The organism is Cellulomonas sp. SLBN-39, from assembly GCF_006715865.1.
Classification (GTDB): Bacteria; Actinomycetota; Actinomycetes; order Actinomycetales; family Cellulomonadaceae; genus Cellulomonas.
In genome coordinates this window covers 3,945,388-3,966,659 of sequence record NZ_VFOA01000001.1, presented here as the reverse complement: position 1 = coordinate 3,966,659, position 21,272 = coordinate 3,945,388, and the positions used below count along the sequence as shown (strand labels likewise).

Here is a 21,272-nt window from a genome sequence, read left to right as displayed (position 1 = left end):
TCTGGCCGCGGGTAGCGTGTGGGCCCATGGCTGATCTCGTCGTGGCGCCTCCCGCCCGTCCGACCGCCGTCCCCACCCCGTACGAGGACCTCCTGCGGCACGTGATGGCGACGGGCACGCCCAAGGCGGACCGCACGGGCACGGGCACGCGCAGCGTCTTCGGCCACCAGCTGCGCTACGACCTGCGCGCGGGCTTCCCGCTGGTGACGACCAAGCGGGTGTTCTTCCGCGGGGTCGCCGAGGAGCTGTTCTGGTTCCTGCGCGGGGAGTCGAACATCGCGTCCCTCGTCGAGCGCGGCGTGCACATCTGGGACGAGTGGGCCGACGAGCGCGGCGAGCTCGGCCCCGTCTACGGGGTGCAGTGGCGCTCGTGGCCCACGCCCGACGGCGGTCACGTCGACCAGCTCGCGCGGGTGCTGGGCGACCTGCGCACCAACCCCGACTCGCGCCGGCACGTCGTCTCCGCGTGGAACGTCGCCGAGCTCGACGCCATGGCGCTGGTGCCCTGCCACGCGTTCTTCCAGCTGTACGTCGCCGACGGGCGCCTGTCGTGCCAGGTGTACCAGCGCTCGGCGGACCTGTTCCTCGGCGTGCCGTTCAACATCGCCTCGTACGCGCTGCTCACGCACATGATCGCCCAGCAGGTCGACCTCGAGGTCGGGGACCTGGTGTGGACCGGCGGGGACTGCCACGTGTACGACAACCACGTCGAGCAGGTCGCCGAGCAGCTCGCGCGCGACCCGTACCCGTACCCGACGCTGCACCTGCGCCGCGCGCCGTCCCTGTTCGAGTACACCTGGGACGACGTCGTGGTCGAGGAGTACCGCCACCACCCGACCATCGCCGCGCCCGTGGCGGTCTGACGCGATGATCGGCCTGGTCTGGGCCCAGACGCCCGCGGGGGTGATCGGGGCGGACGGCGCGATGCCGTGGCACGTGCCGGAGGACCTCGCGCACTTCCGCGAGGTCACCGACGGCGCGACCGTGCTCATGGGGCGGGCGACGTGGCAGTCGCTGCCGCCGCGGTACCGCCCGCTGCCCGGGCGCCGCAACCTCGTCCTCACCCGGGACCGTGCCTTCGACGCCCCGGGTGCGACGGTCGTGCACGACCTGGACGCGGCGCTCGCGTCGGCGCCGGACGTGTGGGTCGTCGGGGGAGGGGAGGTCTACGCGGCGACCCTCGCGCGCGCGGACCGCCTGGAGGTCACGGTCGTCGACGTCGACGTGCCCGGCGACACCCTCGCGCCCCGGGTCGGCGACGGCTGGGCGCGGGTCGCGGACGGTGCGTGGGCGACGTCGCGCACCGGCACCCGCTACCGGTTCGAGACGTGGGAGCGCACACCGGCGTGAGGTGCCCGGGCGGTACGGTGTGCCCATGCCCCCCGTGACGCCCGCCGGTCGCCCCTTCGGCGCCGTGCTGTCCGCGATGGTCACCCCCATGACGCCCGACGGCGCGGTCGACCTGGCCGCGGCGGTGCGGCTCGCGGAGCACCTCGTCGACCACGGTCACGACGGGCTCGTGCTCAACGGCACGACCGGCGAGGCGCCGACGACGCACGCCCCCGAGAAGGCCGACCTCGTCGCCGCGGTCGTCGACGCCGTCGGCGACCGGGCGTGGGTCGTGGCCGGCGCCGGCTCGAACGACACCGCGCACGCCGTGCGCATGGCCGTGCAGGCCGCCGAGGCCGGCGCGCACGGCCTCCTCGTCGTCTCCCCGTACTACTCCCGACCCTCCCAGGAGGGGATCGTCGCCCACGTCACGCACGTGGCGGGCTCGACGGACCTGCCCGTGATGCTCTACGACATCCCCGGCCGCGCCGGCGTCCGCCTCGCCGAGGCGACGATCGACCGCCTCGCCGAGCACCCCCGCGTCGTCGCGCTCAAGGACGCCACCGGCGACGTCGCCGCCGCGACCGCGAAGATCGCCCGCACCGGCCTGGCCTGGTACTGCGGCGACGACGGCCTGCTGCCCGCGTTCCTCGCGCACGGCGCCGTCGGGCACGTCGGCGTCGCGTCCCAGGTGCTCGGGGACGCGTTCGCGCGGCTCGTCGCCGCCTGGGACGCGGGCGAGACCGCCACCGCGCTCGAGGTCTTCCGCGGGATGCTCCCCGCGATCACCGCCATCAACGGCGACGGCTTCCAGGCGGCGGCGGCGAAGGCGGCGCTCGTGGAGGTCGGAGCCCTGACCAGCCGGGCCACCCGGCTGCCCCTCGTCCCGTACACCGACGACGAGGCCGCCCGCGTGCGCGACGGCCTGCGGGCCGCGGGCCTGCTCGGCGTCGTCCCGGCCTGACCCCACGACGGCGGGCCGCTCACCTCACCAGGAGACCCATGAGCCACCCCCACCCCGACCTGACCCTGCCCCCGCCGCTGCCCGCGGGCGGCCTGCGGGTCGTCCCGCTCGGCGGGCTCGGCGAGGTCGGGCGGAACATGGCCGTCCTCGAGCACGAGGGCCGGCTGCTCGTCATCGACTGCGGCGTGCTGTTCCCCGAGGACAACCAGCCCGGCGTCGACCTGATCCTGCCGGACTTCGACTACATCAAGGACCGCCTCGACGACATCGAGGCGATCGTGCTCACGCACGGCCACGAGGACCACATCGGCGCGGTGCCGTACCTCCTGCGGCTGCGCGCGGACATCCCGCTCGTCGGCTCGCAGCTGACGCTCGCGTTCCTCGAGGCCAAGCTCAAGGAGCACCGCATCGCGCCCCTGACGCTCGCCGTGCGCGAGGGCCAGGTCGAGCAGCTCGGCGTCTTCGAGTGCGAGTTCGTCGCCGTGAACCACTCGATCCCCGACGCGCTCGCGGTGGCCGTCACCACCGCCGCCGGCACGGTGCTGCACACCGGCGACTTCAAGATGGACCAGCTCCCGCTCGACGGTCGCATCACCGACCTGCGGGCGTTCGCGCGCCTCGGCGAGCGGGGCGTCGACCTGTTCATGGTCGACTCCACCAACGCGGAGGTCCCCGGCTTCGTCGCCCCCGAGCGCGAGATCGGCCCCGTGCTCGACCAGGTCTTCGCCGAGTCCACCGGGCGCGTCGTCGTCGCGTCGTTCGCCTCGCACGTGCACCGCGTCCAGCAGGTCGTCGACGCCGCCGTCGCCAACGACCGCAAGGTCGCGCTCGTCGGGCGCTCCATGGTCCGCAACATGGGCATCGCCGCCGAGCTGGGGTACCTCAAGGTCCCCGACGGGGCGCTCGTCGACATCAAGCAGGTCGAGCACCTGCCCGACGACCGCGTCGTGCTCATGTGCACCGGCTCCCAGGGCGAGCCGATGGCGGCGCTGTCGCGGATGGCGAACAAGGACCACAAGGTCTCCGTCGGCGCCGGCGACACCGTGGTGCTCGCGTCGAGCCTCATCCCGGGCAACGAGAACGCCGTGTTCCGCGTCATCAACGGGCTGATGCGCCTGGGGGCGCGCGTCGTGCACTCGGGGAACGCCAAGGTCCACGTCTCGGGTCACGCCAGCGCCGGCGAGCTCCTGTACTGCTACAACGTCCTGCGCCCGCGCAACGTCATGCCGGTCCACGGCGAGGTCCGGCACCTGGTCGCCAACGCCGCGCTCGCGGTGAGGACCGGCGTGCCCGCGGACCGGGTCGTCCTCGCGGAGGACGGTGTCGTCGTCGACCTCGTCGACGGGCGGGCCAGCGTCGTCGGCGCCGTGCCCTGCGGGTACGTGTACGTCGACGGGTCGAGCGTGGGCGCGATCACGGAGGTCGAGCTCAAGGACCGCCGGATCCTCGGCGACGAGGGTTTCGTGTCGATCTTCGCGGTGGTCTCGTCGCAGGACGGCACCGTGCTCGCGGGCCCGCAGATCCACGCGCGCGGCGTCGCCGAGCCCGACGACGTCTTCGACGCCGTGCTGCCGCAGCTGACGCAGGCGCTGGAGGAGGCCGTGCGCGGCGGTGCGACCGACACCCACCAGCTCCAGCAGGTGATGCGCCGCGTCGTGGGCCGCTGGGTGTCGGGGCGGCTGCGGCGGCGCCCGATGATCATCCCCGTCGTCGTCGAGGCGTAGCCGCGCGCGGTCCGACACGCGTCGCAGCGCCCGCCGTCGCGGCGGCGGGCGGGCTACCGTGAGGACCATGGCGACCCGCACGACCTCGAGCTCGACGCGTCCGGCGCGCGCCGGCGCCCCGGCGAAGGGTGCGGCACGCGGCGGGTCGTCGCGTCCCTCGGGCCGGTCGGCCCCGCCGCCGCGCCAGCCGGCCCTGCCGCTGCGCGTGGTGCGCGGCATCTGGATGGGCGGGGCCCACCTGGTCGGGGGCACCGCCCGCCGGCTCGGCCACGGGGCCCGCGACCTCGACCCCGCGCACCGCCGCGACGGCGTGGCGTTCACCCTGCTCGCGCTGGCGGTCGTCGTCGCGGCCCGCGAGTGGTGGGACCTGTCCGGCACCGCCGGCGACGTGATCCACAACGTCGTGGCGGGGACGTTCGGCGTCGTCGGCGTCGGCGTGCCCGTGGTGCTGCTCGGCCTGGCCGTGCGGCTCATGCGCCACCCCGAGCGCACCCAGGCCAACTCCCGGATCACGATCGGCCTGAGCGCGATCGCCGTGGCCGTGTGCTCGATCGTCCACCTGACGTCGGGGCGGCCCGGGACGGACGACATGGCGGCCCAGCGCGAGGCCGGGGGGATCGTCGGCTACGCGGTCGGGACGCCGCTGGCGACGCTGCTCACCCCCGTCGTCGCGGGCCTGCTGCTGGGCCTGCTGGCCTTCTTCGGCGTGCTCGTGGTCACCGCGACGCCCGTGCACCTGATCGGTCCGCGCCTGGCCGGGCTGTACCGCCGGCTGACGGGGCAGCACCCGGCCGAGGACGCCGCGCAGGACGACGACGCCCCCCTGGTCATCGAGGCCCTGCACAGCGCCCGGCCGCAGGACGAGCCGAAGCCGCGCCGACCCCGCCGGCTGGGTCGGCGCCCGAAGAGGGACACGACGGGCGACGAGCCCGACCCGCTGCTCGACGGGTACGAGGGCGACGAGGCCTTCGAGCGGGCCGCCCTCGTGCACCACGAGCACCCGGGCGAGCCGGGCGTCGACGAGACCGTCGAGGACCCCACCGAGCGGATGCCCGCGGCGCCCCGCACGGCCCCCACCGAGAAGGTCGTCAGCCGGGCCGCGAACCTCAGCGCGCCGCCCACGACCGCGGTGCCCCGCGGCGAGCAGCCGATGCTCGAGGGCGACGTCGTCTACGTGCTGCCCGGCGAGGACGCGCTCGCCAAGGGCGCACCCCACAAGGTCCGGTCGGCCGCCAACGACCGCGTCGTCGACTCCCTGACGTCCGTGCTCGAGCAGTTCGACATCGACGCCAAGGTCACCGGCTTCACGCGCGGCCCCACGGTCACCCGGTACGAGGTCGAGCTGGGCCTGGGCACCAAGGTCGAGCGCGTGACCGCCCTGTCCAAGAACATCGCGTACGCCGTGGCCAGCGCGGACGTGCGGATCCTCTCGCCGATCCCCGGCAAGTCCGCGATCGGCATCGAGATCCCCAACAGCGACCGCGAGACGGTCGCGCTCGGCGACGTGCTGCGCTCGTCGGCCTCCAAGCGCACCGAGCACCCCATGGTCATCGGCGTCGGCAAGGACGTCGAGGGCGGGTACGTCGTGGCGAACCTGGCGAAGATGCCGCACCTGCTGGTCGCCGGCGCCACCGGCGCGGGCAAGTCCTCGTTCGTCAACTCGATGATCGTCTCGATCCTCATGCGCTCCACGCCCGACGAGGTCCGGATGATCCTCGTCGACCCCAAGCGCGTCGAGCTCACCCTGTACGAGGGCATCCCGCACCTGATCACGCCCATCATCACCAACCCCAAGAAGGCCGCGGAGGCCCTCGAGTGGGTGGTCAAGGAGATGGAGGCGCGGTACGACGACCTGGCGATGTTCGGGTACAAGCACATCGACGACTTCAACGCCGCCGTGCGGGCCGGCAAGGTCAAGCCCCTGCCGGGCTCCGAGCGCAAGATCGCCACCTACCCGTACCTGCTGGTCATCGTCGACGAGCTCGCCGACCTCATGATGGTCGCCCCGCGGGACGTCGAGGCGTCGATCCAGCGGATCACCCAGCTCGCCCGCGCCGCCGGCATCCACCTCGTGCTCGCCACCCAGCGCCCGTCGGTCGACGTCGTGACGGGCCTGATCAAGGCGAACGTGCCGTCGCGGCTCGCGTTCGCGACGAGCTCGCTGACGGACTCCCGCGTCGTCCTCGACCAGCCGGGCGCCGAGAAGCTCATCGGCCAGGGCGACGCGCTGTTCCTGCCGATGGGCGCGGCCAAGCCCATGCGCACCCAGGGCGCGTGGGTCTCGGAGTCCGAGATCCACGCCGTCGTCGAGCACGTCAAGGGCCAGCTCAAGCCCGTCTACCGCGAGGACGTCGCGGCAGCGGCACCCAAGAAGCAGGTCGACGAGGACATCGGCGACGACCTCGACCTGCTCCTGCAGGCCGCCGAGCTCGTGGTCACCACCCAGTTCGGCTCGACGTCGATGCTGCAGCGCAAGCTGCGCGTCGGGTTCGCCAAGGCCGGCCGGCTCATGGACCTGCTCGAGTCCCGTGAGATCGTCGGCCCGTCCGAGGGGTCGAAGGCCCGCGAGGTCCTCATCACCCCCGACGACCTGCCCGGCACGCTCGCGATGCTGCGCGGCGAGCCCGGCGCCGAGGACGACGAGCCGGGCGCCGGCGAGGACGAGGCACCGCCCTGGTCCGACCCGCAGGCGTGAGGTGAGCGCCGACCTCGTCGCACCGGTCGGAGCGGTCAGCGCGGTCATCGCCGCCGTCGCCGTGGTCGCCCTCGTCACCGTCCTCGTGCTGCTGGACCGGGCCCGGCGGCAGGCACGCCGCAACGTCGACCTGCTGCGGCACGCCCTCGAGCTGCGGCAGCGGTACGACGCGCTGCAGGCCGTGACCCGCGAGGGCGTCCTCGTGCAGTCGGAGGACGGGCTGGTCCTCGACATCTCCGCGCGGGCCGCCGCCATCCTCGGCGTCGACGCCGGGGACGCCGTGGGCCGGCGCGTCGCCGACCTGGCGGTGCCGTTCGTCGACGAGCACGGCCTGGCGATGCACCCGGCCGCGGTTCTCGGTGCGCAGCGCGGCGCACGCCCGGGCGGCGAGCCCCTCGTCGTCGGCGTGCTCGCCCCCGTGCCCGGCACCCGCCCGCGGGTCGTCCAGGTCGCCGCCCGGCCCGTGCCCGCGGCGGACGGCACCCGGCCCGCGGTCCTCACCACCCTGGTCGACGTCACCGTCCGGCACGAGGCGGAGGTCGCGCTGTCCCGCAGCGAGACGCAGTTCCGGGTGGCGATGGAGAACGCCCCCATCGGGATGGCCCTGGTCGACCTGGACTGGCAGATCACCGAGGCCAACGCGGCGCTCGCGGACCTGCTCGGCACGCACGTCGCGGGGCTGCGGGGGTTCCGCCTCGACGAGCTCGCCGCCCCCGAGGACCGCGCCCAGCAGCGCATGGAGATGGACCGGCTGCTCGGTGGCGGGCAGCACCGGTTCTCCCTGGAGATGCGCTGCCGCCGGGCCGACGGGCACCTCGTCTGGGTGGTGCTCGACGCCGCGCTCGTCCGCGGGCCGGAGGGACGCCCGGACCACTTCGTCGTCCAGGTGCGCGACGCCACCGAGTCACGGCTGCAGGCCGAGATGCTCACGCACCGGGCCATGCACGACCCGCTGACGGGCCTGGCCAACCGGACCCTGCTGCAGGAGGTCCTGCAGTCGGCGCTGGAGCAGCCCGGGGCGCAGGACCGGATCGCGGTGCTCGCGTGCGACCTCGACGGGTTCAAGGAGGTCAACGACCGGTACGGGCACCCGGCCGGCGACGAGGTCCTCGTGCACGTCGCCGGCGTGCTGCGCGCCGCCACCGGCGGCGCCGGCACCGTCGCCCGGCTCGGGGGCGACGAGTTCGTCGTCGTGGTGCAGGACGCCGACGCCGTCAAGGCGGTGTTCGAGGTCGCCTCGGAGATCCACACGGGCCTGCGCGAGCCGCTGCGCGTCGGCCGCCGGCGCATGGGCGTCGGCGCGAGCGTCGGGATCGCGCTCGCCGAGGCGCACCTCGTCGAGGCCGGGGCCCCGACCCTGCTGGCGGCCGCGGACGCCGCGCTGTACCGGGCCAAGGCCGCCGGGCGGGGGCGCACGGAGGTCTACGACGCGTCGATGGAGCTCGCGACCGCGACGACCCTGCAGCGCGAGCTCCAGCAGGCGGTCGCGCAGGGCGAGCTCGTCGTGCACTACCAGCCGATCGTCGACCTGTCCGACGTGCACGTGGTCGGGTACGAGGCGCTCGTGCGCTGGCAGCACCCGCAGCGGGGGCTCCTGCTGCCCGGTGCGTTCCTGCCGCACCTCCAGGAGGCGGGGGTCGCCGTCGCGCTCGGCCAGCTCGTGGTGATGCAGGTCGTGGAGTTCCTCGCCCGCACCGAGGACACCGGTCGGTGGGTCTCGGTCAACGTGTCGGCCGACCAGCTCGGCGACGGCGAGTTCGCCACCCGCCTGCTGCAGGAGCTGTCCCGGCACCGCGTCACCGCGGGGCGCCTGGTCGTCGAGCTCACCGAGTCGTCGCTGGTGGCGTCGGGCACGCGCATCCGGCACGAGCTCACCCAGCTGTCCGCGGCGGGCGTGCCGATCCTCCTCGACGACTTCGGCACGGGCGTCTCGCCGCTGCAGTACCTGCGGGACCTGCCCGTGGCGGGCGTCAAGCTCGACATGTCGTTCACCTCGGGCATCCCGCACGACCCCACCGCGGGCCGGGTCGTGCGCGCCCTCGGTGCCCTGGCCCGCGAGCTCGCGATGGTGACCATCGCCGAGGGCATCGAGCACGAGGAGCAGGCGGAGTTCCTGCGCCACAACGGCTGGCGCTACGGCCAGGGCTGGCTCTTCGGCGCCGCCCAGGAGGTCCCGTCCGAGCGCTGACGGACGACGTCTGCGCAGGTCGCAGCCCTGGCCGAGGGGGTGCCGGCGAAGATCAGCCCCGGTTCCGGGCCCGCGGGGGCGCGGCCCGGACGTAGGGTGTACCGGTGTCCGACGCCGTGCCCTCCGCCTGGAACCTGGCCAACGTCGTGACCGTCCTGCGGATCGCCGTCGTCCCGGTGTTCGCGGTCGTGCTGCTCGCCGACGGCGGTCACACGACCTCGGGCCGGGTCCTGGCCACCGGGCTCTTCGTGCTCGCCGCGGCGACGGACCGCGTCGACGGGTGGCTCGCCCGACGCTCGAACCAGGTCACCGACCTGGGCAAGATGCTCGACCCGATCGCCGACAAGCTCCTCATCGGCACCGCGCTCGTGCTGCTGTCCTGGCTGGGCGACCTGCCGTGGTGGGTGCCCGCCGTGGTGCTGGTCCGCGAGCTCGGGATCACCGTCATGCGGTTCTTCCTCCTGCGCTACGTGGTGCTGCCGGCGTCGCGCGGCGGCAAGCTCAAGACCGTGCTGCAGTCGGTCGCGATCCCGCTGTTCCTGCTCCCGCTCGACCGTCTGCCCGCCTTCGTGACCGTCGTCGCGTGGGTCGCGATGGTCGCGGCCGTCGTCGTCACGGTCGTCACCGGGCTGGACTACGTGCGCACCGCGCTGCGGATCCGGCGCGAGGCCCGGGCGGCCGCCCCGCGCGGGGCAGCGACCGGCCGGTCGTGAGCGGCGGCGTCGGGCCCGCACCGAGCGCGGCGTCGGCGCGGGACCTGCTCGACCTGCTCGCCGCCCGCGGGCTGACCCTCGCGGTCGCGGAGTCGCTCACCGGCGGTCTCGTGACGGCCACGCTGGTCGACGTCCCCGGGGCGTCGCGCGTGCTCCGCGGGGGTGTCGTCGCCTACGCGACCGACCTCAAGCACGTGCTCCTCGGTGTCGACGCCGACCTGCTGGCACGGCGCGGGGCCGTCGACGCGCAGGTCGCGGCGGCGATGGCCGCGGGCGTGCGCGACCGGCTGGGTGCCGACGTGGGCCTGGCCACCACCGGCGTCGCGGGTCCCGACCCGCAGGACGGCCACCCCGCGGGCACGGTGCACGTCGCGGTCCACGCCACGGGCGTCGCGCGGGGTCGGTCGCTCACGCTGCCCGGCGGTCGCGACGCCGTCCGGCGGGCGACCGTCGACGCGGTCCTCGCCCTGGCCCGCGAGGCCCTGCACGGGTGACACGGCCGCGGGGGTGACTTCCCGGGCCCGGGGAACAGGGGCGCGGGGCACCGCGTTGGAGCAGGCGTGATGAGCACCCGACCGCCCCAGCGAGGCTCGGACGCGCACCCGGGCGGTGCGCGGTACGGTGGACGTCTCCCGACGGCCCACCTGTCGGGGACGGGTCGCCCCCTGGGGCGCGGCCCGCTCGACGAGGGACAAGACGTGAGGGGGGGAGCCCGGATGGTCGTGCTGCGACGTGAGATCGGCGACGTCCTGCGGGACGCGCGCCAGCGCCAGGGCCGCACCCTGCGTGAGGTGTCCTCGGCGGCCCGTGTCTCCCTCGGCTACCTCAGCGAGGTCGAGCGCGGGCAGAAGGAGGCGTCGTCGGAGCTGCTGAGCAGCATCTGCGACGCGCTCGACGTGCCCATGTCCCTCGTGCTGCGCGAGGTCAGCGACCGGATCGCGGTCGCCGAGGGCCTGCTCGTGCCCGACACCGTCCCGGCCGACCTGGCGGCCGCGGTCGACGGCGACACCGGACGCAGCTGGATGCAGACGCGGGCGGAGCTCGCCCCGGTCGGCTGACCGCGCACGCGGCGGCTCGCGCACCCGACGGGGTCGCGCGGGCCGCCGTCGCCGTCTGCCACGGGTTCGGCCGCCCGCCGGTGTCAGCGGGGCGGTGCGCCGCGCACCTGGCAGCGCGGGCACCAGAACACCGGACGCTGCTGCGGTGCCGTGCCGACCTCGTCACGGCGCAGGCGGGTGCCGCACCGCACGCACGGGCGCCCGGCGCGCGTGTGGACCTTCGGGTCGGGCCGTCCGGAGAGCACCGACGCGCGCATGAGGGCGCGGGCCGTGCGCAGCACCGCGGCCGGGTCGTCCACCCGGTCCGCGGGGGCCCACGGCCACCAGCGCAGCGCGAAGAGCGACTCCGCCATGAAGATCGTGCCGATCCCGGCGGCGACCCGCTGGTCGAGCAGCAGCTCCCCGACCGGGCGCGACCCCTGTGCCGCCCACCGGCGCACGGCCTCCGGCAGGCCGGGCGCGGGGTGGTCGACCACGGGTGGGCCGGGCCACGGCACCCCCGGCGTCTCGTCGTCGAAGTCCTCGTCGAGCACGTCGGGTCCCAGGTGCCCCACGACCTCGTGCTCGTCCCGGGTGCGCAGCACGTCGAGCATCCCGAGCAGCGACCCCACGGCCGTCCACCGCGCCGTGCCGAGGACCGCCCGCACCCGGGGGTGCCGCGCGGCCGCCCGTGCGTCGTCGGTCGGCACCACCCGCCACGTGCCGTCCATCCGCAGGTGCGTGTGCAGGGTGCGGCCGTCGTCCAGGCGTGTGAGCAGGTGCTTGCCGTAGGGGCGGGTGCCGAGGACGGTGCGGCCCGTCAGGTCCGTCGTCGCCGCGCTGGGCCAGCGCAGGTCGGAGCGCACCAGCACCTGCCCGGCGAGCGCCGCGTCGAGCCGTGCCGCCGTGCGACGCAGCACGTCACCCTCGGGCACGGGCCCTCCTCCCGGTCGTCACGGCGCGTGCAGCCGCAGCCCGCGCGGCGTGGTCACGAACCCCGCGCCCGTCAGGGCGAGCGCGACCGGCGACTGCAGGGCCGCCGCCGTCAGCACCGGGGCCCCGTCGGCCCGGCTCACCGTGAGCCGGCCGGCGTGCCGCGTGCGGACGGCGTCCACGAGCCCGGCCGCCGCGGCACGCAGCACCTCCGGGTCGTCGCTGAACGTCAGCAGGGTGCGCCCGCCGCGCTCGAGGTGCAGCACCAGCGCGCCGTCGACGAGCACGACGAGCGCACCCGCCTTGCGGCCGGGCCGGTGGCGCGGACCCTCGCCGGCGTGCGGCGGGTCCGGCCAGGCGAGCGCGGCCCCGTACGGGTTGGCCGGGTCGGTGGCGGCGAGCACCACGACCCACGGGCTGCCGGAGGTGACGGGTGCGGGCTCCTGCTGGCCCGGAGACCAGGGCAGCGGTCCGGCCGGTGCCGACCACGGCACGGGAGGCACCTCCTGCCACGGCAGCTGCGGGCCGGCCGCGGCTCCGTCCTCGCGCCGCAGGGTGGCCCGCTCGCGAGCGCGGTCGACGACGTCGCCGTCGGCGCGCAGGCGGTCCACAGCACCGGGCAGCGCGAACTGCGAGCCCCCGAGGCGCTCGACGAAGTACCCGCGGCGCACCTGCCCCGCCTGCTCGAGCGTCGAGAGGACCTTGTACACGTCGCCGAACCGCGCCCCGATCCCCTCGGCAGGGGCGACCGCACGGGTCAGGACACCGTGGCGGTCGAGGAGCTGGGCCGCCAGCGCGTGCGCGCGCAACGTCGGGTCCGGCTCGCGCGCCGGCAGCAGCGACCACCGGCCCGACCCGGTCGCCCCCGTGCGGGCGTCCGCACGGGGGGTGCCGACCGCGGGAAGGGCACGCAGGCCGAGGCGGGGGCGCAGCGCACGGCCGCGCGCCGGCGCGGGCTGGGTGCGGTGCGCCGTGGTGCCCGTGCCGAGCCAGGCGCGCAGCGGCGTGAGGGCGTCGTTCGTCACGTGCCCGGACCAGACGAGGTCCCACAGCGCGCCGAGCACCGCCGTCGACCCCGGGGCAGGCTCGGACTGCTCGTCGTCGCCGGACCAGGCGGCGTGCACCCTGTCGACCAGGGCCTGCAGGAACCACGCGCCACCCCCGGCCAGCGCGGCGAGGACGGCCGCGTGCACCGGTCCGTGCGGGACGGCCGGCGCCGCGGCAGGGTGCGCGAGCGTCAGGTCGGCCACGGCGACGGGGTGCAGGGACACCAGGCCGTCGTGCCCGGCGAGCGCGGCGTGCCCGGCCCACAGGACCTCGCCCGCCGCGGTCAGCTCGTCGAGCATCGCCGGCTGGTACCCCGGGACGCGCGCGGGCAGCACGTGGGTCTCCAGGGCCGAGGCCGGCAGCGGGACCCCGGCCAGCTGCTCGACGGCCCGGGCGACGGCGTCCACGCCGCGCAGCCCCGAGCCGCCGTCCGCGCGCCGCCCCACCGGGTGCACGCCCTGCCAGCGGGGCAGGAACACGCCGAGCACCTGCGGGTCGACCGGTTCGACCTGCGCGCGCAGCGCCGCCAGGGACCGGCGCCGCAGGGTCCGCAGCACGTCGGCGTCGCAGTACTCGTCGCCGGTGCCGCCGAGCACGTCGGGCCGCAGCCTGCCCTGCACGAGCACGCCGGCCGCCTCGAGCCGGCGCAGCGTCTCGGTGACCACGGCCACGCCGAGCCCGAACCGGGTGGCGGCGGCCGACGCGGGGAACGGGCCGTGCGTGCGCGCGTGCCGGCGCAGCAGGTCGCCCAGCGGGTCGGGCAGCACCTCGGTGAACACCTCGGGCACCCCGACGGGGAGCGCGACGCCGAGGGCGTCACGCAGCCGGCCCGCGTCCTCGACGGCCGCCCACTGCTCGGCCCGGTCGGTCGGCAGGCCGCCGATCCGCACCCGGATCGCGCGCCGGGACCGCGCGAGCGCGTCGAGCCACGCGGGGACCTGCTCGCGGACGGGCTCCGCGGTCCGCGCGGCGACGTCGTCGACCGTGAGCGGGCCGTGCCGGCGCAGGACGTCGGCGACCTGCTCGAGGGTGCCCGCCCGGCGGTCGGGGGCCGTCCCGCCGATCTCGGCCTCGGTGCGCTCGACCGCGGCGGGGTCGAGCAGGTCCGCGAGCTGGGACTGGCCGCCCTGCCCGAGCAGCTCGGCCAGCAGCGTGGGGTCCAGCGTCAGGGCCGCCGCCCGGCGCTCGGCCAGCGGCGCGTCGCCCTCGTAGAGGAACTGCGCGGTGTACCCGAACAGCAGCGACCGGGCGAACGGGGACGGCTGGGGGGTCGTGACCTCGACGACCTTGACCCGCCCGGACGCGACGTCGCGCATGAGCTCCGTGAGCGCCGCGGTGTCGAAGTCGTCCTGCAGGCACTCGCGCACGGCCTCGAGCAGGATCGGGAAGTCCGCGTGCCGCGACGCGACCTGCAGCAGCTGTGCGGCCCGCTGGCGCTGCTGCCACAGCGGCTGGCGCCGGTCCGGGCGGCGGCGGGGCAGCAGCAGCGCCCGCCCGGCGGCCTCGCGGAACCGCGCCCCGAACATCGCCGACTGCGCCAGCTCGTCCCGGACGGCGTCGAGCACGTCGTCCGGGTCGACCAGGAGGTCCTCGACCCGCAGCCCCGGACCGTCGTCGGGGGTCCGGCCGCCGGCGGGCTCGCCGTCCGGGCCCCAGCCGCCGTCGGGCCCCGCGTCGAGCACGTCCGGCAGGCGCAGCACGATCCCGTCGTCGGCGTGCATCGCGGCCACGTCGACGCCGTACCGCTCGCGCAGCCGTGCCGCCACGACGAGCGCCCACGGCGCGTGCACCCGCGCGCCGTACGGCGAGTGCACGACGACGCGCCAGTCGCCGAGCTCGTCACGGAACCGCTCGACGACGACGACGGTGTCCGACGGGACCTGCCCGGTCGACGCCTGCTGCTCGGTCAGGTACGTCAGGAGGTTGTCGGCGGCCCACGGGTCGAGGCCGGCGCCCTCGACGCGTGCCCGGGCGCCGGCCTCCGGCAGCGCGAGCACCTCGCGCACCCAGGCGCCCATCGCGCGCCCGAGCTCGGCCGGCCGGCCGGGGGAGTCGCCCTTCCAGAACGGCAGGCGGCCCGGCACCCCGGGTGCGGGGGTCACGAGCACGCGGTCCGGGGTGATCTCCTCGATCCGCCACGTGCTGGACCCGAGGGTGAACGTGTCGCCGACGCGCGACTCGTAGACCATCTCCTCGTCCAGCTCCCCGACCCGGCGCCCGCCGCGGACCCGTCCGGCCGACGTCTCGGCGTCGACGGGCACGTCGCCCGTGGGCGCACCGGTGGCGAGGAAGACCCCGTACAGGCCGCGGTCGGGGATCGTGCCGCCGCTCGTGACGGCGAGGCGCAGCGCACCGGGCCGCGCGGAGAGCACGTCGCCCACCCGGTCCCACACGACCCGCGGCCGCAGCTCGGCGAACTCCTCGGAGGGGTAGCGGCCGGCGAGCATGTCCAGCACCGCTCGCAGCGTCGCGTCGCCCAGGGTCGCGTAGGGCGCCGCTCGGCGCACCACCCGCGCGAGGTCGTCGACCGTCCAGTCCTCGACCGCGACCATCGCGACGACCTGCTGGGCGAGCACGTCCAGCGGGTTCGCCGGCACCTGGAGCGCCTCCAGCTCGCCGCTGCGCATGCGCAGGGCGGTCACGGCGGCGGGCACGAGCTCGCCGCGGAACGTCGGGAACACCACGCCGCGCGAGACCGCCCCGACCTGGTGGCCCGCGCGGCCCACGCGCTGCAGCCCGGACGCCACGGACGGCGGCGACCCGACCTGCACGACGAGGTCCAGCGCCCCCATGTCGATGCCCAGCTCGAGCGAGCTCGTCGCGACCACGGCCGGGAGCCGACCCGCCTTGAGCTCGGACTCCGTGCGGGTGCGCTCGGCGCGGCTCATCGACCCGTGGTGGGCGCGCGCCACCACCTGGGCGGCGTCGCGGGTGTCGACGCCCACGGCCGTGCCGGACGCCGACGGCACCTGCGCCGGTGCGAGCGCACCCGGGTCGGGCAGGTCCTGCCCCTGCCGCTCGGCCCAGACCTCGTTGATGCGGGCCGTCAGGCGCTCGGCGCCGCGCCGGGAGTTGGTGAACACCAGCGTCGAGCGGTGCGCGGCCACGAGGTCGACCACGCGCTCCTCGACGTGCGGCCAGACCGACGCACGGGTCGTCGCGTCGCCGGCGCCCCCGCCGGCCTCGTCGTCGCCGGCCCACGCGCCCGACCCGGGTGCCGGGGGCGGCGCGCCCGCGGGTCCTGGCGCCCCGCCCGGTGCCGTCAGGTCCGGGACGGGGACGACGACCTCGACCTCGACGACCTTCTGCGACGGCGGCTGCACGACCACCACCGGCCGCCCGCCCGCCGCGAGGGGCCGGGAGCCGCCGAGGTAGGCCGCGACGGCGTCGACCGGGCGGACGGTCGCGGACAGGCCGACCCGCTGGGCCGGTCCCGGGCCGTCCTCGCGCTCGAGCAGCGCGTCGAGCCGCTCCAGGCTCAGGGCCAGGTGGGAGCCGCGCTTGGTGCCCGCCACCGCGTGCACCTCGTCGACGATCACGGTCCGCACGCCCGCCAGGCCCCGGCGTGCCGCCGACGTCAGCACGAGGTACAGCGACTCGGGGGTGGTGATGAGCACGTCCGGCGGGCTCGTGGCGAACGCCCGCCGCTCGTTCGGCGGGGTGTCGCCCGTGCGGATCCCGACGCGCACCTCCGGCAGCTCCAGGCCCTGCCGCGTGGCGGCCTGCCGCACGCCCACGAGCGGGGACCGCAGGTTGCGCTCGACGTCGGTCGCGAGCGCCTTGAGCGGGGAGACGTACAGCACGCGGCAGCGCTGCGCCGGGTCCGGCGGCACCGGGCCGGTGAGCAGGCCGTCGAGCGCCCAGAGGAACGCGGCGAGGGTCTTGCCCGACCCCGTCGGTGCGACCACCAGCGCGTGCCCGCCGCCGGCGACGGCCTCCCACGCACCGGCCTGGGCCGCGGTGGGCGCCTCGAACGCGCCCGTGAACCAGGCACGCGTCGCAGGGGAGAACCGGTCCAGCACCACCGGGCCATTGTGGGGGCGGGCACCCACACGTGCCGTCCGGGCCTGCGGCGCGGCGCGTCCGCGGCGCGCCGCAGCACCGGCCGGTGGCAGGCTGGGGGTGTGAGGTACCGCGAGTTCACCGACCTGGTCGACGACGTGCTCGGGCGGGCCCAGGGCCGCCTGCTCGTCGACGAGCTCGTGCTCGACGCGCTCGGCGGGCGGACCGCCGGCGCCGCGCTCGCCGACGGCACCGAGCCGCGCGAGGTCTGGCACGCGCTGTGCGACGCGCTGGGCCTGCCGGACGCCCGGCGCTGGGGGAGCGACCCGCACCGGCAGGCGCCGCCGCGCCCCGGGCAGCGCTGAGGGACGCGGCATGAGCGCCGCGCCGCGGTGGGGCCTGCTGGTCGACGCGCTCGAGGCGGGCGTCGTCCTGCTGACCACCGCGGCCGGGCTCGGCCTCGCGATCGCCGTGGTCGACGGCGTGGGGGCGTCCGCCCCGTGGGCCGTGCTGGCCGTGGCGGCGGCCGTGACGGCCGGCGACGTGCTGCTGCGCGTGCCGCTGCGCCGCCTCGCGCACGTCGCGGGCGCGGCCGGCGCGCTGGTGGCCGGGCTGCTGGCGCAGGTCGCGGTCGCGTGGGCGGCGCTGGCGGTCGTCCCGGGCATCGTCGTCGCGTCGGCGTGGTCGGTCGTCGGGGTGCTGACGGTCGCCGCGGTCGTGCTGGGTGCGTCCCGGTGGCTGTGGGGGTCGAGCGACAACGAGTACGTCGTCGCCGACGTGCTCCTGCACGCCCGCCGGCACGCCCGGCGCACCGGCGCACGGCCCGCGGGTGCGAGCCGGCCACCGGGTCTGCTCGTCGTGCAGCTCGACGGCGTCAGCGCCCCCGTGCTCGCGCAGGCCGTCGAGGCCGGGCTCGCCCCCACGCTGGCCCGCTGGCTCGAGGACGGGTCGCACCGCGTCGAGCCGTGGTGGGCGTCGGTGCCCGCGACGACCCCCGCCGCGCACGCCGGCGTCCTGCACGGCGCGGCCGACGCGATCCCGGCGTTCCGCTGGTGGGACCGGGAGCTGGGCCGTCTGGTCGTCGCCAACCACCCCGACGACGCCGCCCGGGTCGAGGCCTCCCTCAGCGACGGGCGGGGTCTGCTCGCCGGCGGCGGGACGGCGGTCGCGACGATGTTCTCCGGCGACGCGGCGGCGTCCTACCTGGTCATGAGCCGAGGCCGCCGGGACGGGCTGGGGCCCGGGCCGGGGTACGTGCGGTTCTTCGCCCGCCCGTTCGTGCTGGCCCGCGCGGTCACGGCCACCGTCGGCGAGGTCGTCAAGGAGCTGTACCAGGCGCGCCGCCAGCGGGTCTACGACGTCCGCCCGCGGATCTCCCGCGCCGGCTGGTACGTGCTCCTGCGGGGCGTGACGAACGTGCTGCTGCGCGACCTGGCGACGTCGCTGGTCGCCGACGCGCTCGTGCGCGGTGACCCCGTGGTGTACGTCGACTTCGTGGACTACGACGAGATCGCCCACCACGCTGGCCCGACCCGGCCGGAGTCGCTGCGGGCGCTCGAGGGGCTCGACCAGGTGGTGCGGGTCCTCGAGCGCGTCGTGGCGGCCGCACCGCGCGCCTACGACGTCGTCGTCCTCTCGGACCACGGTCAGGCGCTCGGTGCGACGTACGAGCAGGTCGAGGGTCGCACGCTGCTCGAGACGGTCCGCGACCTCATGGGGCCTCCGTGCGCACCGGGCGGCGTCGCGGCGGTCGACGGGGTGCAGGGCGCCGACGACGAGGCCTGGGGCCCGGTGAACGCGCTGCTGGCGTCGCTGCTGGACCGCGGCGGCGAGCGCGCGCTGCTCGGCCCCGGGGCCGTGCACGACCGCCGGCGCCGGGGCCCGGACGCGCGGCAGCGGGTGCGGGAGCACGGGCGCGGCGGAGCACCGGGTGCGGGCGAGGCGCCCGACGTGGTGGTCGTCGGCTCCGGGAACCTCGGCCTGGTCTGGTTCGCCGACGCGCCGGGCCGGCTGACGCTCGAGGAGGTGTCCGAGCGCTGGCCGCGGCTCGTGCCGGGGCTGGTCGCGCGGACGGCGGTCGGCGTGGTGGTCGTGGACTCGCGCGCGCACGGCCTGGTCGCGGTGGGCCCGCGCGGCCTGCGGGTCCTGGAGCCGGGGGCGTCGGGCGACGCGGTCCAGGGCGAGGACCCGTTGACGCCCTACGGTCCCCGGGCGCGCGCCGACCTGGCGCGGGCGGCGCGCCTGCCGCACACCGGCGACCTGCTCCTCGTGTCGGCCGTCGGCGCCGGTGGACGGGTGCACGCGTTCGAGGGGCAGGTCGGCTCGCACGGCGGGCTCGGGGGTCACCAGAACGACGCGTTCCTGCTGCACCCCGTGGGCCTGGAGGTCGACGACGCGCTGCGCGAGGACGTCGCCGGGGCGCGCCTGCTGGTGGGTGCCGACGCCGTGCACCGCCAGCTCGTCGCGTGGCTGGAGGCCGCCGGGCTGCGGGTCGACGTCCCGCAGCGGGTCGGGCAGGTGCCGTGAGCGTCGACGTGCGGTGGCTGGGCCACGCCTCGACGGTGCTGGACGTCGACGGCGTCCGGCTGGTGACCGACCCGCTGCTGCGCCGGCACGCCGGGCTGCTGCGCCGCCGCGGGCAGGCGCCGCGGGTGCAGGACTGGGCCGGGGCGCGGGCCGCGCTGGTGTCCCACCTGCACCACGACCACGCCGAGCTGCCGTCGCTGCGCCTGCTGGGCGACGTTCCGGTGCTGGCGGCGCCGAGCAGCGCCCACTGGCTGGCCGAGCACGGCGTGCACGGCGTCCCGCTCGCGGAGGGCCGGTGGTGGGACGTGCCCGGCGGCGAGGGCGTCCAGGTGCGCACGGTGCACGCGGTGCACGGGCACCGGCCGATGCCGCACCGGCCGAACGCGGCGAGCGGCTTCGTGGTGCGGGCCCCGTCCCTGACGCTGTGGTTCGCGGGCGACACCGAGCCGTACCCGGCGATGGCCGAGATCCCCGCGGCGGCCGGCGGCGCCGTCGACGTGGCGCTGGTGCCGGTGGGCGGGTGGGGGCCGCGGCTGTCGGGCGGGCACATGGACCCGGTGCAGGCCGCGCGGGTCTGCGCCCTCGTGGGGGCGCGGCACGCGGTGCCGGTGCACTGGGGGACGCTGCACCTCCCGGTGTCGCGGCGGCTGCCGCCGGGGTGGATGGACCGGGCGGGGCGCGCGTTCGCCGCGGCCGCCCACCGGCTCGCGCCCGGGTGCGAGGTCCACGTCCTGGAGCCCGGGCAGGCCGTGACGATCGGCTGACGGCGTGTCGCTGGCGTCGAACACGTGTTCGGCTACTGTGGTCCGCGGGTGGCACGGTCGAGCCGTCCACAGCCCGCCGCGGACGCGTCCGTGGGTGGGGCGGTGGTGGGCCGGGACCGGATGTCGGTGGTCGGGCATACGGTCACCCGAGAGTCAGACCAGCCCCGCAGGCGCAGCGCACGCTGCACGAGACGACGAGGTGACCATGCCCGCTCCGCAGGACAGACAGAAGGCTCTCGAGGCCGCGCTCGGCCAGATTGACCGCCAGTTCGGCAAGGGGTCGGTCATGCGGCTCGGGGAGGACACCCGCGCCCCGGTCGAGGTCATCCCCACCGGGTCCGTGACGCTCGACGTCGCGCTCGGCATCGGCGGTCTCCCGCGCGGCCGCGTCATCGAGATCTACGGCCCGGAGTCCTCGGGCAAGACGACCGTCGCGCTGCACGCCGTCGCCAACGCGCAGCGTGCCGGCGGCATCGCGGCGTTCATCGACGCCGAGCACGCGCTGGACCCCGAGTACGCCAAGAAGCTCGGCGTCGACACCGACGCGCTCCTGGTCGCCCAGCCGGACAACGGCGAGCAGGCGCTCGAGATCATGGACACGCTGATCCGTTCCGGCGCGATCGACATCGTCGTCATCGACTCGGTCGCGGCCCTCGTGCCGAAGGCGGAGATCGAGGGCGAGATGGGCGACTCGCACGTCGGCCTGCAGGCGCGCCTGATGTCGCAGGCGCTGCGCAAGATCACCGGTGCCCTGAACTCCTCGGGCACCACGGCGATCTTCATCAACCAGCTGCGCGAGAAGATCGGTGTGTTCTTCGGCAGCCCGGAGACGACGACGGGTGGCAAGGCGCTGAAGTTCTACGCGTCGGTCCGCATGGACATCCGCCGCATCGAGACCCTCAAGGAGGGCTCGGAGCCGATCGGCAACCGCACGCGCGTCAAGGTCGTGAAGAACAAGATGGCCCCGCCGTTCAAGCAGGCGGAGTTCGACATCCTCTACGGGCACGGCATCTCCCGCGAGGGCAGCCTCATCGACATGGGGGTCGAGCACGGGTTCATCCGCAAGTCGGGCGCCTGGTACACGTACGAGGGCGACCAGCTCGGCCAGGGCAAGGAGAACGCGCGCGGCTTCCTGCGCGACAACCCCGACCTCGCCGACGAGATCGACAAGAAGATCAAGGAGAAGCTCGGCATCGGCGCGCGCGTCGACGCACCTGCCGAGCCCGCGGCGGTCGACTTCTGACCGACGGTCTGTCGACGGTGCGCACCGCCCGCCCTGCCGCTGCCGGCAGCGGCGGGCGGTGCGTGTCCGCGGAGGCCGCGACGACCGCTGCGACGACGACGCCGGTG

15 protein-coding genes are annotated in these 21,272 nt (G+C 76.1%); 13 read left to right on the top strand and 2 right to left on the bottom strand.

Going from position 1 to position 21,272, the window contains the following annotated elements:
• Positions 1 to 26: 26 nt before the first annotated feature.
• The 9 genes from FBY24_RS18015 to FBY24_RS17975 all read left to right on the top strand — a co-directional run bounded on the left by FBY24_RS18015 (position 27) and on the right by FBY24_RS17975 (position 10,671).
• Positions 27 to 863 (top strand): thymidylate synthase, encoded by an 837-nt coding sequence (locus FBY24_RS18015; protein ID WP_142162685.1) that lies wholly within the window; start codon positions 27 to 29, stop codon positions 861 to 863.
• Positions 864 to 867: 4 nt separating this feature from the next.
• A complete protein-coding gene (locus tag FBY24_RS18010) occupies positions 868 to 1,350 on the top strand; it encodes a dihydrofolate reductase (protein ID WP_142162683.1) in 483 nt (160 codons plus the stop codon).
• Positions 1,351 to 1,375: 25 nt separating this feature from the next.
• Positions 1,376 to 2,293 (top strand): 4-hydroxy-tetrahydrodipicolinate synthase, encoded by a 918-nt coding sequence (gene dapA, locus FBY24_RS18005; RefSeq protein WP_142162681.1) that lies wholly within the window; start codon positions 1,376 to 1,378, stop codon positions 2,291 to 2,293.
• Positions 2,294 to 2,331: 38 nt separating this feature from the next.
• On the top strand, positions 2,332 to 4,017 hold the full coding sequence (locus FBY24_RS18000; RefSeq protein WP_142162679.1) for a ribonuclease J: 1,686 nt from the start codon (positions 2,332 to 2,334) through the stop codon (positions 4,015 to 4,017).
• A gap of 67 nt (positions 4,018 to 4,084) precedes the next feature.
• A complete protein-coding gene (locus tag FBY24_RS17995) occupies positions 4,085 to 6,712 on the top strand; it encodes a DNA translocase FtsK (RefSeq protein WP_142162677.1) in 2,628 nt (875 codons plus the stop codon).
• Between the two features lies 1 nt (position 6,713).
• Positions 6,714 to 8,900 (top strand): bifunctional diguanylate cyclase/phosphodiesterase, encoded by a 2,187-nt coding sequence (locus FBY24_RS17990; RefSeq protein ID WP_142162676.1) that lies wholly within the window; start codon positions 6,714 to 6,716, stop codon positions 8,898 to 8,900.
• 104 nt (positions 8,901 to 9,004) lie between these two features.
• The gene (gene pgsA / locus FBY24_RS17985) at positions 9,005 to 9,613 is read left to right on the top strand and encodes a CDP-diacylglycerol--glycerol-3-phosphate 3-phosphatidyltransferase (protein ID WP_140460474.1); all 609 of its coding nucleotides are present in this window, start codon (positions 9,005 to 9,007) and stop codon (positions 9,611 to 9,613) included.
• A complete protein-coding gene (locus FBY24_RS17980) occupies positions 9,610 to 10,107 on the top strand; it encodes a CinA family protein (RefSeq protein WP_142162674.1) in 498 nt (165 codons plus the stop codon). The genes pgsA and FBY24_RS17980 overlap by 4 nt, the downstream gene beginning before the upstream one ends.
• 222 nt (positions 10,108 to 10,329) lie before the next feature.
• Positions 10,330 to 10,671, top strand: coding sequence for a helix-turn-helix domain-containing protein (locus tag FBY24_RS17975; RefSeq protein ID WP_142163735.1), 342 nt, complete (start codon positions 10,330 to 10,332; stop codon positions 10,669 to 10,671).
• An 83-nt stretch (positions 10,672 to 10,754) separates the two neighbouring features.
• Here the strand turns inward: FBY24_RS17975 and FBY24_RS17970 are convergent, their stop codons facing one another.
• On the bottom strand, positions 10,755 to 11,585 hold the full coding sequence (locus tag FBY24_RS17970) for a DNA-formamidopyrimidine glycosylase family protein (protein ID WP_142162672.1): 831 nt from the start codon (positions 11,583 to 11,585) through the stop codon (positions 10,755 to 10,757).
• Between the two features lie 18 nt (positions 11,586 to 11,603).
• Positions 11,604 to 16,655: a DEAD/DEAH box helicase gene (locus tag FBY24_RS17965; protein ID WP_142162670.1), complete on the bottom strand. Its 5,052-nt coding sequence runs from the start codon at positions 16,653 to 16,655 to the stop codon at positions 11,604 to 11,606.
• Positions 16,656 to 16,754: 99 nt separating this feature from the next.
• Here FBY24_RS17965 and FBY24_RS17960 point away from each other — a divergent pair, with 99 nt between their 5' ends.
• From FBY24_RS17960 to recA, 4 genes are all read left to right on the top strand, one after another.
• A complete protein-coding gene (locus tag FBY24_RS17960; protein WP_140460478.1) occupies positions 16,755 to 16,997 on the top strand; it encodes a DUF3046 domain-containing protein in 243 nt (80 codons plus the stop codon).
• 10 nt (positions 16,998 to 17,007) lie between these two features.
• Positions 17,008 to 19,158 carry an alkaline phosphatase family protein gene (locus tag FBY24_RS17955; protein WP_142162668.1) on the top strand — a complete coding sequence of 717 codons (2,151 nt, stop codon included), beginning with the start codon at positions 17,008 to 17,010 and terminating at the stop codon, positions 19,156 to 19,158.
• Positions 19,155 to 19,922 carry an MBL fold metallo-hydrolase gene (locus FBY24_RS17950; RefSeq protein WP_142162666.1) on the top strand — a complete coding sequence of 256 codons (768 nt, stop codon included), beginning with the start codon at positions 19,155 to 19,157 and terminating at the stop codon, positions 19,920 to 19,922. Before FBY24_RS17955 ends, FBY24_RS17950 begins: the two co-directional genes overlap by 4 nt.
• A gap of 205 nt (positions 19,923 to 20,127) precedes the next feature.
• A complete protein-coding gene (gene recA / locus FBY24_RS17945) occupies positions 20,128 to 21,165 on the top strand; it encodes a recombinase RecA (RefSeq protein ID WP_142162665.1) in 1,038 nt (345 codons plus the stop codon).
• Positions 21,166 to 21,272 lie beyond the last annotated feature (107 nt).

Excerpts from the sequence above, each read along its gene's own strand:
- FBY24_RS17975 (WP_142163735.1), top strand. The coding sequence starts at position 10,330 with ATGGTCGTGCTGCGACGTGAGATCGGCGACGTCCTGCGGGACGCGCGC.
- dapA (WP_142162681.1), top strand. The coding sequence starts at position 1,376 with ATGCCCCCCGTGACGCCCGCCGGTCGCCCCTTCGGCGCCGTGCTGTCC.
- FBY24_RS18010 (WP_142162683.1), top strand. The coding sequence starts at position 868 with ATGATCGGCCTGGTCTGGGCCCAGACGCCCGCGGGGGTGATCGGGGCG.
- FBY24_RS18000 (WP_142162679.1), top strand. The coding sequence starts at position 2,332 with ATGAGCCACCCCCACCCCGACCTGACCCTGCCCCCGCCGCTGCCCGCG.
- FBY24_RS18015 (WP_142162685.1), top strand. The coding sequence starts at position 27 with ATGGCTGATCTCGTCGTGGCGCCTCCCGCCCGTCCGACCGCCGTCCCC.
- recA (WP_142162665.1), top strand. The coding sequence starts at position 20,128 with ATGCCCGCTCCGCAGGACAGACAGAAGGCTCTCGAGGCCGCGCTCGGC.
- FBY24_RS17995 (WP_142162677.1), top strand. The coding sequence starts at position 4,085 with ATGGCGACCCGCACGACCTCGAGCTCGACGCGTCCGGCGCGCGCCGGC.
- FBY24_RS17955 (WP_142162668.1), top strand. The coding sequence starts at position 17,008 with ATGAGCGCCGCGCCGCGGTGGGGCCTGCTGGTCGACGCGCTCGAGGCG.